At 65.7% G+C, this 15,971-nt stretch carries 15 protein-coding genes and 1 pseudogene; 11 read left to right on the forward strand and 5 right to left on the reverse strand.

Going from position 1 to position 15,971, the window contains the following annotated elements:
• From AWC06_RS15070 to AWC06_RS15105, 8 genes are read left to right on the forward strand one after another with little or no spacing between them, the layout of a single operon-like run.
• Complete coding sequence (locus tag AWC06_RS15070) at positions 1 to 1,203, forward strand: MCE family protein (RefSeq protein WP_085198798.1); 1,203 nt, start codon at positions 1 to 3, stop codon at positions 1,201 to 1,203.
• Positions 1,203 to 2,249 (forward strand): MCE family protein, encoded by a 1,047-nt coding sequence (locus AWC06_RS15075; protein ID WP_085198799.1) that lies wholly within the window; start codon positions 1,203 to 1,205, stop codon positions 2,247 to 2,249. Before AWC06_RS15070 ends, AWC06_RS15075 begins: the two co-directional genes overlap by 1 nt.
• Positions 2,239 to 3,315 carry an MCE family protein gene (locus AWC06_RS15080; RefSeq protein ID WP_085198800.1) on the forward strand — a complete coding sequence of 359 codons (1,077 nt, stop codon included), beginning with the start codon at positions 2,239 to 2,241 and terminating at the stop codon, positions 3,313 to 3,315. Before AWC06_RS15075 ends, AWC06_RS15080 begins: the two co-directional genes overlap by 11 nt.
• On the forward strand, positions 3,312 to 4,727 hold the full coding sequence (locus tag AWC06_RS15085) for a virulence factor Mce family protein (protein WP_085198801.1): 1,416 nt from the start codon (positions 3,312 to 3,314) through the stop codon (positions 4,725 to 4,727). The genes AWC06_RS15080 and AWC06_RS15085 overlap by 4 nt, the downstream gene beginning before the upstream one ends.
• Positions 4,724 to 5,875, forward strand: coding sequence for an MCE family protein (locus AWC06_RS15090; RefSeq protein ID WP_085198802.1), 1,152 nt, complete (start codon positions 4,724 to 4,726; stop codon positions 5,873 to 5,875). Before AWC06_RS15085 ends, AWC06_RS15090 begins: the two co-directional genes overlap by 4 nt.
• Positions 5,875 to 7,587, forward strand: a complete 1,713-nt coding sequence (locus AWC06_RS15095; RefSeq protein WP_085198803.1) for a virulence factor Mce family protein — start codon at positions 5,875 to 5,877, stop codon at positions 7,585 to 7,587. Before AWC06_RS15090 ends, AWC06_RS15095 begins: the two co-directional genes overlap by 1 nt.
• Positions 7,588 to 7,601: 14 nt before the next feature.
• On the forward strand, positions 7,602 to 8,318 hold the full coding sequence (locus AWC06_RS15100; RefSeq protein ID WP_085199027.1) for a mammalian cell entry protein: 717 nt from the start codon (positions 7,602 to 7,604) through the stop codon (positions 8,316 to 8,318).
• Positions 8,318 to 8,800 carry a mammalian cell entry protein gene (locus AWC06_RS15105; protein ID WP_085198804.1) on the forward strand — a complete coding sequence of 161 codons (483 nt, stop codon included), beginning with the start codon at positions 8,318 to 8,320 and terminating at the stop codon, positions 8,798 to 8,800. The genes AWC06_RS15100 and AWC06_RS15105 overlap by 1 nt, the downstream gene beginning before the upstream one ends.
• Before the next feature lie 9 nt (positions 8,801 to 8,809).
• Here the strand turns inward: AWC06_RS15105 and AWC06_RS15110 are convergent, their stop codons facing one another.
• From AWC06_RS15110 to AWC06_RS23310, 3 genes are read right to left on the reverse strand one after another with little or no spacing between them, the layout of a single operon-like run.
• Positions 8,810 to 9,373, reverse strand: a complete 564-nt coding sequence (locus AWC06_RS15110) for a hypothetical protein (protein WP_085198805.1) — start codon at positions 9,371 to 9,373, stop codon at positions 8,810 to 8,812.
• A 40-nt stretch (positions 9,374 to 9,413) separates the two neighbouring features.
• On the reverse strand, positions 9,414 to 10,847 hold the full coding sequence (locus AWC06_RS15115; protein WP_085198806.1) for an alpha,alpha-trehalose-phosphate synthase (UDP-forming): 1,434 nt from the start codon (positions 10,845 to 10,847) through the stop codon (positions 9,414 to 9,416).
• Positions 10,848 to 11,012 (reverse strand): hypothetical protein, encoded by a 165-nt coding sequence (locus AWC06_RS23310; RefSeq protein ID WP_169715360.1) that lies wholly within the window; start codon positions 11,010 to 11,012, stop codon positions 10,848 to 10,850.
• A gap of 95 nt (positions 11,013 to 11,107) precedes the next feature.
• Here AWC06_RS23310 and AWC06_RS15120 point away from each other — a divergent pair, with 95 nt between their 5' ends.
• Together AWC06_RS15120 and AWC06_RS15125 are read left to right on the forward strand one after the other, a co-directional pair.
• Positions 11,108 to 12,043 carry an enoyl-CoA hydratase gene (locus AWC06_RS15120; protein ID WP_085198807.1) on the forward strand — a complete coding sequence of 312 codons (936 nt, stop codon included), beginning with the start codon at positions 11,108 to 11,110 and terminating at the stop codon, positions 12,041 to 12,043.
• Positions 12,044 to 12,224: 181 nt separating this feature from the next.
• A complete protein-coding gene (locus tag AWC06_RS15125; protein ID WP_085199028.1) occupies positions 12,225 to 13,055 on the forward strand; it encodes an SDR family oxidoreductase in 831 nt (276 codons plus the stop codon).
• Here the strand turns inward: AWC06_RS15125 and AWC06_RS15130 are convergent.
• Positions 13,038 to 13,931: an NAD(P)-dependent oxidoreductase gene (locus AWC06_RS15130; protein WP_085199029.1), complete on the reverse strand. Its 894-nt coding sequence runs from the start codon at positions 13,929 to 13,931 to the stop codon at positions 13,038 to 13,040. The two genes, AWC06_RS15125 and AWC06_RS15130, sit on opposite strands and share 18 nt — an antisense overlap.
• A gap of 96 nt (positions 13,932 to 14,027) precedes the next feature.
• Between AWC06_RS15130 and AWC06_RS15135 the strand changes: the two genes are divergently transcribed.
• Positions 14,028 to 15,302, forward strand: a complete 1,275-nt coding sequence (locus AWC06_RS15135; RefSeq protein ID WP_085199030.1) for an amidohydrolase family protein — start codon at positions 14,028 to 14,030, stop codon at positions 15,300 to 15,302.
• On the opposite strand, the pseudogene AWC06_RS15140 reads toward AWC06_RS15135, so the two are convergent.
• Positions 15,299 to 15,894, reverse strand: a pseudogene (locus tag AWC06_RS15140) (PaaI family thioesterase). The gene AWC06_RS15135 and the pseudogene AWC06_RS15140 sit on opposite strands and share 4 nt — an antisense overlap.
• Positions 15,895 to 15,971 lie beyond the last annotated feature (77 nt).

Genomic DNA, 15,971 nt, shown 5'->3' on the forward strand with positions numbered 1-15,971 from the left:
ATGGCGAGCACCAATGCGCGACGCACACATGTCAGGCTGGCAGCCACGCTGCTGGCCTGTCTGTTGGTGGCGTTCGGGGTGCTGACCTACCTGTCCTACAACGCGGCGTTTACGTCGACCGACACCGTCACCGTCACCGCGCCGCGCGCCGGGCTGGTGATGGAGCGCGACGGCAAGGTCAAATACCGCGGGATTCAGATCGGCAAGGTCAAGAACGTCAGCTACTCCGGCGATCAGGCGCAGCTGACGCTCGCCATCTACAGCGGCGAGATGCGTTTCATTCCCGCCAATGCGGCGGTGCACATCGCCAGCAACACGATTTTCGGCGCCAAGTCGGTGGAGTTCATTCCGCCCAAGTCACCGTCGCCGACCTCGCTGCGTCCGGGTGCCCACGTGCAGGCCTCGGCCGTCTCGCTGGAAGTCAACACGCTGTTTCAGTCCCTGATCGAGCTGTTGCACAAGATCGACCCGATCGAGCTGAACGGGACGCTGAGCGCGTTGGCCGAAGGACTGCGCGGGCACGGCGATGACCTGGGCACGTTGCTGTCCGGCCTGAATACTCTTACGCGGCAGACGAATCCGAAGCTGCCGATGCTGCAACAGGATTTCCAGAAGACCGGAGTTGTGGCCAATATCTACGCCGACGCGGCGCCCGACCTGGTCACCGTGTTCAACAACACGCCGACGATCGCCAGGACCGTCGTGGACCAGCAGGGCAACCTGAATGACACCCTCTTGGCGACGATCGGCTTGTCCAACAACGCCTATGACACGCTGGCGCCGGCCGAGCAGAATTTGATCGACGCCATCAAACGGCTGCGCGCCCCGCTCAAGGTCGCCGGCGACTATTCGCCGGAATTCGGCTGCCTTTTCGCGGGCATCGAGCGGGGCATCGAAGAGTTCGCGCCGCTGCTGGGTGTCAACAAGGCGGGGCTGTTCACGTCGTCGAGTTTCATCCTGGGCGCGCCGTCGTACACGTATCCGGAGAGTTTGCCGATTGTCAACGCCTCCGGCGGCCCGAATTGCCGTGGCCTGCCTGATATCCCGACCAAGCAGACCGGCGGGTCCTGGTTCCGCTCGCCGTTCCTGGTCACCGACAACGCCTACATCCCCTACGAGCCGTTCACTGAGATGCAAGTGGATGCGCCGTCGACACTGCAGTTCCTGTTCCACGGCAGCTTCGCAGAACGGGACGACTTCTGATGGCCGCCTACGAGTCACACCGTTCGATGATGATCAAGGTCGGTATCTTCACCGTGACCATGCTCCTGGTGGCCGTCGGCCTGGTGGTGATCTTCGGTGAGTTCCGGTTCGGCCCGGAGTACACGTACCACGCCGACTTCATCGACGCCACGCGGTTGAAGTCGGGCCAGAAGGTTCGCATCTCCGGGGTGCCGGTCGGTTCGGTCAAAGACGTCAAGCTCACCCCGAACAACAGGGTGGTCGTGACCTTCGGAGTCGACAAGCGCTACACGTTGTACTCCTCGACGCGGGCGGTGATCCGCTACGACAACCTGGTTGGTGACCGGTTCCTCGAAATCACCTCGGGGCCCGGCGAATTGCGCAAGCTGCCACCGGGCGGGACCATCGACCAGCAACACACCCAGCCAGCACTGGACCTCGACGCGCTGCTGGGCGGATTGCGTCCCGTGCTCAAGGGTCTGGACGCCGACAAGGTCAACACGATCAGCAGCTACGTGATCGAGCTGCTGCAGGGCCAAGGCGGCGCACTGTCCAACCTGCTGGCCAACGCGAACGCGTTCGGCTCAACGTTGGGTGCCCGCGATCAGGTGATCGGTGATGTGATCAACAACCTCAACGCGGTGCTGACCACTGTCGACCAGAAGGGCGCGCAGTTCTCGGCCAGCATCGACCGGTTGCAGCAACTGATCACCGGGCTGGCGCAGGGCCGTGACGCGATCGCCGGCGCGATACCGCCGCTCGCATCCACCAGCTCGGATCTGACCGAGCTGCTGAAGCGCTCGCGTCGGCCGCTGCAGGGCAACATCGAGAACATCCGGCCGATCGCTACCGAGCTAGACGACCGGAAAGCCGAGGTGAACAACGACATCGAGCAGCTGGGTGAGGACTACCTGCGGCTGTCAGCGCTCGGTGCCTACGGGGCGTACTTCAACATCTACTTCTGCTCGGTGACGATCAAGATCAACGGACCGGCCGGCAGCGACATCCTGATCCCAATGGGCGGCCAGCCGGATCCCAGCAAGGGGAGGTGCGCTTTTGTCAAATAGCGCAGACCGCAGACAACGTAGCGAGCGAGACCCGCTGCGAACCGGCATCTTCGGCGTGACCCTGGTGGTCCTGATCGTGTTGGTGGCCTTCGGCTACACCGGATTGCCGTTCTGGCCGCAGGGCAGGCCGTACACGGCGTTTTTCACCGACGCCGGCGGCATCAGCCCCGGCAACGACGTCTATGTGTCGGGTATCAAAGTCGGACAGGTGAAGTCGGTGGCGCTGGCCGGTGACGCCGCCAAAGTGTCGTTCACGGTGGACCGCCACGTCGCGGTCGGCAATCAGTCACTGGCTTCGATCCGCACGGACACCATCCTGGGTGAGCGTTCGATCGCGGTGACCCCGGCCGGCAGCGGCACGGCGACCACCATCCCGTTGAACCGGACCACCACACCGTATGCTCTCAACTCCGCGCTGGAGGACCTCGGCCGTAACGCGGGCCATTTGGACAAGCCCGAGTTCGAGAAGTCGCTGCAGGTCCTCACCGACGCGCTGCACGACGCCACGCCTCAGCTGCGCGGCGCGCTGGACGGGGTGACATCGCTGTCGCGCACGCTCAACCGTCGTGACGAGGCGCTGGAAAGCCTTCTGGCACATGCCAAGTCGGTGACCGCGGTGCTGGCCGAGCGGGCCGACCAGGTGAACAAGCTGATCCTCGACGGTAACCAGTTGTTCGCCGCGCTCGATGCGCGTCGCGCCGCGCTGGGCGAGCTGATCGCCGGCATCGACGACGTTTCCCAACAGCTCTCCGGCTTCGTCGCCGACAACCGCAAGGAATTCGGTCCGGCCCTCTCCAAGCTCAACCTGGTGCTGGACAACCTCAACGAGCGGCGCGACTACATCAGCGAGGCACTGAAGCGGCTGCCGCCCTATGCGACCACGCTCGGCGAGGTGGTGGGCTCCGGTCCCGGTTTCAACGTCAACGTGTTCAGCGTGTTGCCGGGACCGTTGATCGCGACGATGTTCGACGCCGTCTTCCAGCCAGGCAAGCTGCCGGACAGCTTCGCGGACTACTTGCGCGGGCTAATCCAGGAGCGGTGGCGGATAAGGCCGCAGTCGCCATGACGCTGTTCTCCGCCATCGAGGAGCGTCACCGCGGCCTGCGGCTGGCGCTGGTCGTCGTGCTTGCCTTATTTATTGCAGCGGGCGCCTATTTGGTGTGGCCTTCGCGGACCGGCAACAAGATCACCGGTTACTTCACCTCCGCTGTCGGGCTCTATCCGGGAGACGAGGTCCGCGTTGTCGGGGTACCGGTGGGCAAGATCGACTCGATCGAACCCCGCGCAGAAGACGTGAAAATCACCATGTCGGTTGACCGGGGCGTCAAGATTCCCCAGGGTGCCCGGGCGGTCATCATGTCGCCCAACCTGGTTGCGGCGCGGTTCATCCAGCTCGCACCCGCCTACACCAGCGGGCCGGTTATGCCCGACGGGGCGAGCATCGACTTGTCGCACACGGCGGTCCCGGTGGAATGGGACGAAGTCAAGTCGGCGCTGAACGACCTGGCCAAGCAGCTGAGTCCGGCGATCGGACAGAAGCAGGGGCCGCTGGGCAAGCTGATCAATCAGGCCGCCGACACCTTCGACGGCAACGGCGACTCATTCCACGCCGCACTGCGCGAACTCTCACAAGCCGCTGGCAGGCTGGGGGATTCGCGCACCGATGTCTTCGGCACAGTCAAGAACCTGCAGGTGCTGGTCAACGCGTTGTCGAAAAGTAACGAACAGATCGTCACGTTCTCCGGACACGTGGCCTCGGTGTCACAGGTGCTCGCCGACAGCTCAACTCATCTCGACCAAACGTTGGCAACGCTCAACCAGGCGCTCACGGACGTCAAAGGCTTTCTGCACGAGAACAACTCGACGCTGATCGGAACGGTCAACAAACTCAACGACTTGACCAAGGTGTTGAGCGACCAAAGCGAGGACATCGAGCAGGTGCTGCACGTCGCGGGGCCGGGGATCGCCAACTTCTACAACATCTACGACCCCGCGCAGGGCACGCTGAACGGCCTTTTGTCGATCCCGGAGTTCTCCAACCCGGTGCAGTTCATCTGCGGCGGCTCCTTCGAAACCGCCGCGGGACTGTCCGCGCCGGACTACTTCAAGCGTGCCGAGATCTGCCGGGAGCGGTTGGGCCCGCCGCTGCGTCGACTGACGGCGAACTACCCGCCGATCATGTTCCACCCGATCAACTCGATCACCGCCTACAAGGGCCAGATCATCTATGACACCCCGGCCACCCAGGCCAAGGCGCAGACACCGATTCCCGAGCTGACCTGGATACCGGCACCCGGCGTTCATCCGCCCAACCCGGCGGATCTGCAGGCGTTGTTGGTCCCGCCCGCCCCGACCAACGCTCCCGGGCCCGGCGCACCCGCGCCGGCGTCGGTGCCGTTCGGTCCGCGGCCCGGTCCGCCGCCGGCCGCGCACGGGCCCGGCGCGCCGCTACCGGCAGAGCAGGGGGCCGGCAGGTGAACCGAATCACGTTGCGCGCCAGTGCTATCGCGGCCGGTGGGATGCTGCTCGCCGGCTGTCAGTTCGGCGGGCTGAACTCCCTCGCGTTGCCCGGCACCGCCGGTCACGGGCGCGGCGCCTACTCGATCACGGTCGACTTGGCCGACGTGGCAACGCTTCCGCAGAACTCCCCGGTGATGATCGACGACGTCACCGTCGGCAGCGTGTCCGGAATCCAGGCGAAGCAGCGCCCGGACGGAAGCTTCTATGCCGCAGTCAAGTTGGCGCTGGACCGCAAGGTGGTATTGCCGGCGAATTCGACGGCCAGGGTGGCACAGACCTCGCTGCTGGGCTCCCAGCATGTCGAGCTGGCCGGCCCGACGAAGCAGCCGCCGGTGGGCAGGCTTTCCGACGGTTCGACCATCCAGGAGTCGCACACCAGCCGTTATCCCACCACCGAAGAGGTTCTTTCGGCGCTCGGTGTAGTGGTCAACAAAGGCAATCTCGGTGCGCTGCAAGAGGTCACCGACGAGACATATAAAGCTGTCGCGGGCCGCGGAAGCCAGTTCACCAACCTGGTCCCACGGCTCGCCGACCTGACTGCAGGCTTGAACAAGCAAGTCAACGACATCATCGCCGCTCTCGACGGGTTGGACCGGTTCTCGACGATCCTGGCGCACAACAAGGACAGCCTCGGGCGAGCACTGGATTCGCTGCCGGATGCACTGCTGGCGCTCAACAAGAACCGCGACAACATCATTCAGGCTTTCGCCGCGCTGAAGAAGGTGGCGACGGTCGCGTCGCATGTGCTGGCGGAAACCAAAGTGGATTTCGCCGAGGACCTCAAAAGCCTCTACTCGGCCACCAAGGCGTTGGCCGACAACCGCAAGAACTTCGTCACATCGCTGCAGCTGTTGCTGACGTTCCCCTTCCCGAACTTCGGCATCAAGCAGGCGGTGCGCGGTGACTACCTCAACGTGTTCACCACCTTCGACCTCACTGTGCGCCGGCTCGGCGAGACGTTCTTCACCACGTCGTGGCCGCTGGACCCGAACATGCTGCACATGCACGACGTCATCACTCCGCCGGACTTCCTGATCGGCGAGATGGCCAACTTGTCTGGGCAGGCCGCTGACCCGTTCAAGATTCCGCCGGGAGGGCAGCACTGATGCTGGACCGCCTGACCAAAGCCCAGCTGGCCATCTTCGGGGTGGTCACCGTGATCACGCTTACCTTGATGGCGATCTTCTACCTGCGGCTGCCGGCCGCGCTGGGCATCGGCACCTACAGAGTGACCGCGGACTTCGTCGCCGGCGGCGGCCTGTACAAGAACGCCAACGTCACCTACCGCGGCGTTGCCGTCGGCCGGGTGGAGTCGCTGGGTCTGAACCCGCACGGCGTCGACGCCGTCATGCGGCTGAACAGTGGCACCGCCGTCCCGTCGAACGTCACCGCCACTGTGAAGAGCGTGTCCGCAATCGGCGAGCAGTACATCGACTTGGTGCCGCCCGACCACCCTGCAGCGACCAAGCTGCACAACGGATCTCGCATCGACCAGCACAACACCGCGATCGGCGAAGACATCGCGACTCTGCTGCGCCAGTCCGAGACGCTCGTCAACAGCGTCGCCGACACCCGGCTTCGGGAGCTGCTGCACGAGACGTTCATCGCGTTCAACGGAACTGGCCCGCAGCTTGCTCGCCTGATCGAATCGTCTCGGTTGCTGGTGGACGAGGCCAACGCCGCCTTTCCGCAGACCTCGCAGTTGATCGATCAGGTGGGACCGTTCCTGCAAGCCCAGATCCGCTCCGGTGACGACATCAGGTCACTGGCCGACGGGCTGGCCCGGTTCACCTCCGAGGTGCGGCAGGCCGACCCGCAGCTACGCGCGCTGCTGGCTGTGGTCCCGCCCGCGGCCGACGAGGCCAACACGGCCTTTACCGGTATCCGCCCGTCGTTCCCGATGCTGGCGGCCAGCCTGGCCAACCTGGGCCGGGTCGGCGTCATCTACCACAAGTCGATCGAGCAGCTGCTGGTCGTGTTGCCGGCGCTGTTCGCGGCGATCACCACTGCCGCCGGCGGTGAACCCCAAGACGAGGGCGCCAAACTGGATTTCAAGATCGACATCGACCCGCCGCCCTGCAACACCGGATTCATTCCGCCGCCGTTGATCAGGACCCCGGCCGACGAGACCGTGCGGGAAATCCCCACCGACATGTACTGCAAGGTGGCTCAGAACGACCCCACCACCGTGCGCGGTGCACGCAACTACCCCTGCCAGGAGTTCCCCGGCAAGCGGGCACCCACCGTGGCGCTCTGCCGCGACCCGCGGGGCTACGTGCCGATCGGCACCAACCCATGGCGCGGACCGCCGATCCCGTACGGCACCCCGGTGACGAACGGGCTGAACATCTTGCCGCCCAACAAGTATCCGTTTATCCCGCCGGGCAGCGACCCGGATCCGGGCGCACCGATCGTGGGGCCGCCCCCACCGGGTGTGGTGCCAGGGCCCGGCCCGGCCCCGAATCAGCCGTTCCCGACGCCGCCGCCACCCAACACCGGCGGGACCGATGGCCGGCAGGCGTGGATACCGCCGGCGCCGTACCCGCCGCAGCCGCCCATGATTCCGTTCCCGAAGGCGGTGCCGGCGCCCCCACCGCCGGTAGGCCTCAACCCGCCGCCGCCATTCCCGCCGCCGGAGAAACCGTGGGGACCCCCGCCCGGGCCGGTGCCGCAGGCCAGCGGTGCGGCCTACACCACGTACGACCAGAGCACCGGGACTTTCCAGGACCCGGCAGGTGGCACTGGTATCTTCGCGCCCGGCAGATCATCGAGCGCCGAGAACTGGGTGGACCTGATGCGCGATCCGAGGCAGTTGTGACGGAGACGGAGCCGATCGCAAGCGCGGCGGAGCCGGGCGCAGCGGGTCGGCGACCAACAAGCCCCGAGCCGACGACGCGACGCGCGCGCCGGCGGGCTTCGCGCGCCGCGGGGCCGACGGGTGCGGAAGCAACCACCAGCACGGTTCGTGTCGAGGCACCGGCCGAGCCGGTCAAGCGGCGAAGCGCGCCGCTCGGTCCGCCGCCGCGACGGCCCGCGAACACCCGCTTGGTGGGATGGATCAGCCTGGCGGTCGCGGTGGTGGGGATTGCCGTGCTGGCCGCGGGGGTGGTCGCGCTGTGGTTGCAGCAGCGGCACGCCGATGCCGCGCAGGCTCGCGACCAGCGTTTCGTCGACACCGCCACCCAGACCGTGGTCAATATGTTCAGTTACACGCCGGACACCATCGATCAGAGCGTCGGCCGCTTCTACGACGGCACCAGCGGGCCGCTGCGGGGCATGCTCAGTTCGAACAACAACGTCGAAAACATCAAGGCGCTGTTCCGCGACACGAATGCGACTTCCGAAGCCGTCATCAACGGCGCCGCGCTGGAGGGCATCGACAGCGTCACCGACAATGCTTCGGTGCTGGTGTCGGTGCGGGTCACGGTGACCGACATCGACGGCGTCAACAAGCCGTCGATGCCCTACCGGATGCGCGTCATCGTGCACGAGGACGACAACGGCCGGATGACCGGCTATGACCTGAAGTATCCGGAGGGAGGCAACTGATGCGGTGGTTGATTGCCGCCGTCGTCGGCCTGCTGACCACCGCCTTCGTCGGGTTGGCCGCGGCCGGGGGCTGGTTCTACTGGGATCGGGTCGAGACCGTCGGCGAGCAGGCGGCGCGGGCGGCGCTGCCAAAACTGGCCAAGGACAAGATCCCCCAAGTGTTCGGCTACGACTACCAGACCGTCGAGCGCAGCCTGTCAGATGCCTATCCGCTGCTGACGCCGCGCTATCGGCAGGAGTTCGAGAAGAGCGCCACCGCGCAGATCATCCCGGAGGCGAAAAAGCGGGAGGTGGTCGTGCAGGCCAGCGTCGTCGGCGTGGGAGTCATGGAAGCCAAACGCAATTCGGCATCGGTGATGGTCTACATGAATCGCACGGTGACCGACAAATCGCGCCAACCGGTCTACGACGGCAGCCGGCTGCGTGTCGACTATCAGCGCGTCGACGGCAAATGGCTGATCAACTACATCACGCCGATCTGATCTGATCGTTCAGCGGCACTGCCCGATCTCGTTGCAGTTCAACGGATAACGCTCGACCGGGGATGGTAGCGGCGACTGGAACGCCAGCGAGAACGGTGTCTTGGTCATCGCCGGCTGCATGCCGCAGACGGGACCGTGGATGCTGGTGTGCGTACCGGCGAGCGTGACGTCATCGAACGCGTAGGTTTCGGTCGACGCCGCGGTGCTGCCGTCCGGGCACATCACGCCATCAGACTTGGAGACCTGGAAGGTCCACAGGTCGCTGGTCAGCCGGGCCCTGCCGCTGTAGTTCGACAGCTTTTCCTGACGGCTGATCACCCGCGGCGTGGTGCTCACGACGTTCAGAGCGCACAGGTCTGCCCAGATGACCGGGTCGGTGAAGTCGGGAATAGCCCGCTGGCGGGAGGGCGCGTCGCACAGCGCCGAGATCTTCCACGTCGTAGTCGGTACCCCCGCTTCGTTGAAGCTGTACATGCCGTCTGGCGGGGGGCCCAGCGCCTTGGCCGGGCTCGCGGATCCCACCGCGACAAGAGCCAAGGCGGCAGCGGCGATCAGGGCGCGGGAGATGATCACCGGGCGATTATCGCAGCGCGTGTGCGGCGACACCACCGGTTCAGGTGTTCTCCGGATGCGCCTCGGCCAGCGCATCGAGGAACGACCGGGCCCAGCGGTCGACGTCATGGGCAAGCACCTGGCGTCGCAGCGCGCGCATCCGCCGCCGCCCCTCCTCAGCGGGCTGGTTGAGCGCCGCCTCGATTGCGTCCTTGACCCGCTCGGTGTCGTGCGGGTTGACCAAATACGCCTGGTGCAGTTCGGCTGCGGCGCCGGTGAATTCGCTCAACACCAGCGCGCCGCCCAGGTCGCTGCGGCAGGCGACGTACTCCTTGGCAACCAGGTTCATACCGTCCCGCAGCGGGGTGACCAGCATGACGTCGGCGGCGACGAAGAACGCGATGAGCTCGTCGCGCGGAACCGGGCGGTGGATGTAGTGCACCACCGCATGGCCGACTTCGCCGTATTCGCCGTTGATGTGGCCGACCTGGCGTTCGATGTCGCTGCGCAGGATCTGGTAACTCTCCACGCGTTCGCGGCTCGGGGTCGCCAGCTGGACCAGCACGGTGTCGTCGCGTTTGGCCCGGCCCTCGGCGAGCAGCTCGGTGAACGCCTTCAGCCGGACGTCGATGCCCTTGGTGTAGTCGAGTCGGTCGACGCCGAGCAGGATCTTGCGGGGATTGCCGAGTTCCGACCGGATCTCGCGGGCCCGCCGGCGGATATTGCGGTCACGTCCCTTGTGGTCGAGGTCGGCGGAGTCGATGGAAATGGGGAATGCGCCCACCCGGACGGTGCGAGACTCCAGCTCGACCTCACCGAACCGCGACCGCACGCCGACAGCCCCGCGGGAGGTGTTCGCGCCAACCAACCGTCGTGACAGAAACAGGAAATTCTGAGCGCCGCCAGCCAGATGGAAGCCCACCAGGTCGGCGCCCAGCAGACCTTCGATGATCTCGGTGCGCCAGGGCAGCTGCATGAACAGCTCGACCGGCGGAAACGGGATGTGTAGAAAGAACCCGATGGTCAGATCGGGCCGCAGCTCGCGCAGCATCTTGGGCACCAGCTGCAGCTGGTAATCCTGCACCCAGACGGTGGCCCCCTTAGCGGCGGCGCGTGAGGTGGCTTTGGCGAACCGGTGGTTGACGTCGACGTAGCGCTCCCACCATTCCCGGTGATAGATCGGTTTGACGATGACGTCGTGATACAGCGGCCACAGGGTGGCGTTGGAGAATCCCTCGTAATAGGAGGCGACGTCGTCGGCGGAGAGCCTTACCGGGTGCAGACGAAGGTCCTCGGCCTCGATCGGCTCCTCGTCGCCGTCAACGATCCCCGGCCAGCCGACCCAGGCCCCGCGCCGACGGCGCAGCAGCGGCTCGAGCGCGGTGACCAGGCCGCCGGGACTGCGTTTCCAGGTGGTACTGCCGTCCGGCAGTCGCTCCATGTCGATCGGCAGTCGATTGGCGACCACCACAAAGTCGGAGTCCCCGGAGGGCATTTAGGTCTCGATTTTCGCCGGTCCAATACCGAGCATCGACAGGAAAACGCGGCATTCATCGGCGTCGTTTGCGTAGGCGGCTACGACACGTCTGGCCTGCCTTGCGGTGCTGTCCGTCAGCGGCTCCACATCGTCAATGTCACGAGGATCAGATTTAGCGGGCATGACATAACTGTATGCGACATGCTCAACCCGCTGACACGCGCGTTACGCGCTGGCCGTAATGTGTAAGCGTCTAACGGCGGCGAATGAGGTGGCGAATGGCAGTCTCCAACGATGCGGGCACCAGCGCTGTCAACGGCGAGTCTGCCGAGCTGGTGGCTTACGAAACGCTCGACGAGGGCCGCATCGCCCGGATCTGGCTCAATCGGCCCGAGGCGCACAACGCCCAGAGCCGCGGCCTGCTGGTTCAACTCGACGAGGCGTTTTGTCGCGCCGAGGCCGACGACGACGTTCGGGTGGTGATTCTGGCCGCACGCGGTAAGAACTTCTCCGCCGGCCACGACCTGGGCTCAGAGTTGGCGTTGGCGGAGCGGGCGCCCGGACCCGGACAGCACCCGACCTTCCGGGGTTACGGCGCCACCCGCGAACCGATCGCGGAGAAAACCTTTCTGCAGGAATGGCACTTTTTCTTCCAGAACACCTGCCGCTGGCGCGATCTGCGGAAAATCACCATTGCCCAAGTCCAGGGCAACGCGATCTCCGCGGGTTTGATGCTGATCTGGGCGTGCGATCTGATTGTCGCCGCCGACAATGCGAAGTTCAGCGACGTGGTCGGTGTCCGGATGGGGATGCCCGGCGTCGAATACTACGCTCACCCTTGGGAATTCGGTCCGCGCAAAGCCAAAGAGCTACTGCTGACCGGTGATTCGCTGGACGCCGACGAGGCATACCGGCTCGGCATGGTGTCCAAGGTCTTTCCGGTTGATGAGCTCGAGGACAAGACGTTGGAGTTCGCCCGGCGCATTGCCGAGCGGCCCACGATGGCGGCGCTGCTGATCAAGGACTCCGTCAACGCCGCGTCCGACGCGATGGGATTCACCGAGGCCCTACGGCACGCGTTCCATGTTCACGAGCTGGGGCACGCGCATTGGGCGGCGCGCAATGAGAACAGGTATCCGGTCGGGCTGCCGCCCGATGTGGAGGACTGGCGCACGGCGAAGCCGTCGAAGCTGGCCCGCCGCGATGTGCCTTAGGGCCGGCCTTAGTCACATCTGTCACGTGAGTCTCTCCGCCAAGGGATGTACGTTGTGCCCGCCTCAGAGCGACTTCTGCTGCTAACCGGATGAGTTGTCGCTCGAAGGCGGGCAAATAGTCGTCCCGCGCTCCCCGGAGCCTGGTGTGGCAGGTGTGACTGTCTATGGTTCGATGGCGACCGTGCATCTTTCGTTCGACGACCGGACCTATCTGGTCACCGGCGGCGGCAGCGGAATCGGCAAGGCGGTGGCCGCCGGCCTGGTCGCCGCCGGCGCCTCAGTGATGATCGTCGGCCGCAACGCCGACCGGCTGGCGTCGGCCGCCGACGAGATCGGGGCCGCCAACGCCAAAGGCGCGATCAGATACGAGCCGGCCGATGTCACCAATGAAGACGAGACCAAGCGGGCCGTCGACGCCGCCGCGGCATGGCACGGCCGGCTGCACGGTGTGGTGCATTGCGCGGGCGGATCGGAGACCATCGGGCCGATCACCCAGATCGACTCCGAGGCGTGGCGACGCACCGTCGACCTCAACGTCAACGGCACCATGTACGTGCTCAAACACGCTGCGCGCGAACTGGTGCGAGGCGGCGGTGGGTCATTCGTCGGTATCTCCTCGATCGCGGCCAGCAACACCCACCGGTGGTTCGGCGCCTACGGCGTCACGAAATCGGCGGTCGACCACCTGCTGATGTTGGCCGCCGACGAGCTGGGTGCGTCCTGGGTGCGGGTCAACGGCATTCGACCCGGGCTGATCCGCACCGATCTGGTCGCCGCGATCACCGAGTCGCCGCAACTGAGCGAGGACTACCGCATCTGCACCCCGTTACCGAGGGTGGGCGAGGTCGAAGACGTCGCGAACATGGCGATGTTCTTGCTCAGCGATGCGGCCGGCTGGGTCACCGGACAAATCATCAACGTCGACGGCGGGCACCTGCTGCGACGTGGCCCGGACTTCACCGCGATGTTGGAGCCGGTGTTCGGCGCCGACGGATTACGCGGGGTGGTCTGACCCGACGCCCGCGTCCCGACGAGCGAGGGTGGCGATCGCCGACCAGTCCAGGTGTGCACCACCGTCAGCCAGCAGCGCGAGGAAACGATCGCGCAACAGGCTGGCCACGGGCATCGGAACGGCCAGTTCCTCGGCGGCGGCCAGGGTCAACCGGATGTCCTTGAGCCCCAGCGTCGCGGTGAACCCGGCCGGCTCGAATTCGCCGCGTGCGATCAGCCCACCGTAGGTCGCATATGCCGGTGCACCGAACAGCGTCGACGTGATGATGTCGATGTAGTGCAACGGATCCACCCCGGCCTTGCCGACCAGCGCGACGGCCTCGCCGAGCGACTCGATGACCGAGGCGATGAGAAAGTTGCCGGACAGCTTCACCAGGTTGGCGGCGGGTTGTTGCTCGGAGACCACGAAGGTCCGCTGCCCGATGGTGTCGAAAACCGGAGCCAACATCTCGAGGGCCGGCGGCGCTCCGGCCGCGATGACGAAAAGCTTTGCGGCAGCGGCAGCTTCGGGCCGACCGAAAACCGGTGCCGCGACATACTGCTGCCCGGCGGCGGTGTGCGCGGCGGTCAGGCGTTTCGACAGCTCCACGCTGATCGTGCTCGACGAGACGTGGGTCGCGTCGGGCGCCAACGAGGCCAGCACGCCCTGGTCGCCGAAGACGACGTCCTCGACGGCGGCGTCGTCGGCCAGCATGGTGATCACGACGTCACCGCCGCAAGCTTCCGCGACAGTGCGCGCCGGTGTTGCGCCCTGCCTGGCCAGCGCGTCCGCCTTGGCTGCGCTGCGGTTGTAGACCGTGACGGTGTTGCCGGCGCTGACGAGGTTGGCGGCCATGCCCTGGCCCATCTTGCCCAGGCCGATGAATCCGATGTCCATGGCTTCCACCATGCCCGCTCAATGAGACGAGGGCTTGCCAGTGGTCGGGTCGAGGCGGAACGCTGGTCTTAACCTGCACTAGCGCTGGAGGACATGATGGCTACAACCTGGGACACGATCGATCGATACGTCGTCATATCCACGGACACCCATGCGGGAGCCGATCTCCACGACTACAAGCCGTATCTGCCCATCCGCCTGCACGACGATTTCGACGCATGGGCCAAGACGTACGTCAGCCCGTTCGACGATCTGATCATCGCCACCGCCGCCAGGAACTGGGACAACGAGCTTCGGATTGCCGACATGGACGCCGACGGGGTGGCTGCCGAGGTGCTGCTGCCCAACACCGTTCCGCCGTTCTTCCCGACCACTCCCAACATCACCATCAGCCTGCCCCGGACCCGCGACGAGTTCGAGAAGCGTTGGGCCGGCGTGCAGGCCCACAATCGCTGGCAAGTCGATTTCTGCTCGCTGGCCCCGGACCGGCGGCGCGGGTTGATTCAGATCTTCCCCAACGATGTCGATCTCGCCTTGGAAGAGATTCGCTGGGGTGCCGGGCAGGACTGCTTCGGCGGAGTGCTCATCCCGCCCGTCTCGCCCGGTGACCCGCAGGTCGCCCCGCTCTTCCATACACGCTACGAACCGATCTGGGCGCTGTGCGCCGAACTAGACCTGACGGTGGTGCAGCACGCGGGCGCTGGAAGTCCGGAGATGCCGATGGACCAGCCGGCATCTAACGCGGTGTTGATCACCGAGATGGCGATTTGGGCCAACCGGACGCTGGGCCACCTGATCCTGGCCGGGGTATTCGAGCGCTATCCGACGCTGCGGTTCGTGCCGACCGAGCAGGGCACCCTGTGGGTGCAGCCACAACTGGCCGTCCTGGACGCGATGGTGCCCACCATGAAGTCCGAAGCCCACAACCGCACCTACGGGATGTTCGGCGGGTCGTCCGTCGACGAGCTGACCATGACCCCGAGCGAATATGCCCAGCGCAACGTCTATCTGGCCAGCGAGCTCGCCCCCTTCGATGCCGCGATGATCGACTTCATGGGAGCCGACCACATCATGTGGGGCAGTGACTATCCCCACGAGGAAGGCTTCACGCCACATTCCAAACTGGCCATCCGCTGGGCGCTGCACGACAAGCCGGAGGAGGTTTGCCGAAAGATATTGGGCGGCAACGCGGGTCGGCTATACCGCTTCGACCTCGATGCGCTGGCATCCGTCGCAGCCAAGATCGGGCCCACGGTCGCCGAGGTGCATACGCCCCTCGAAGACACCGGCTATCGTGCCCCGGCCGCTTTCGGCTACCGGCCATTCGAAGGCGGGCTAGCGCTGAAGCGCCTGGCTCCGGCGCGCAGCTAGCTCTCGCGAGGGTGGATGAACACGCCGTCGGCCTGGACGGTGATGCCCTGTGCGTCGGCAATGTGGCCGACGGCGAACGTCTTGGCGCCCTCCGCGCGGGCGACGCGCGCCTCTGCTCGTAGTGAGCCGAGCGGCGTTCCTCGCAGATAACGCACACAAAGAGTTCCGGTATAGGCGGGCTTTCCGGGCTTATGCGCCGTCGCGCCCAACACGTGATCGAGGATCATCGCGCACACACCGCCATGCACGTGACCGGCGGACCTTCGTAGGCCGCACCGAGTGTGAAGTCGGCCCACACCAGCCCGTCGGTTTCGTGGTGGATCACCAGGGGAGGGGCGACGGGATTGCGCAGGCCGATCATGATGTTGCCCCATGCCATCGGCTGACCGTCGCCGGCCTGCTGCACACCGAATGAGCCCGGCATCAGCGCCTTGCTCAATTCTTCAGTGGCGCAATCAATCTTCGCCTTGGCGGTGGTGAGAGTTGCTGCGTCGACCTGTGTCCTGATGGTGGCATCGATGAGGCGGCGCACCGAATCGGCGAGCGACCCGTATAGCGACGGCAACTTCGCGAGTTCCTCGTTGGAGGTCACGGGAGCAAGCTTGCGCGGTGGGGTGCTCACTCGGCAATGCGGTGTCCCGGCCAGTGGTTAGTCGCCGACACGCGGCT

The organism is Mycobacterium fragae, assembly GCF_002102185.1.
Classification (GTDB): Bacteria; Actinomycetota; Actinomycetes; order Mycobacteriales; family Mycobacteriaceae; genus Mycobacterium; species Mycobacterium fragae.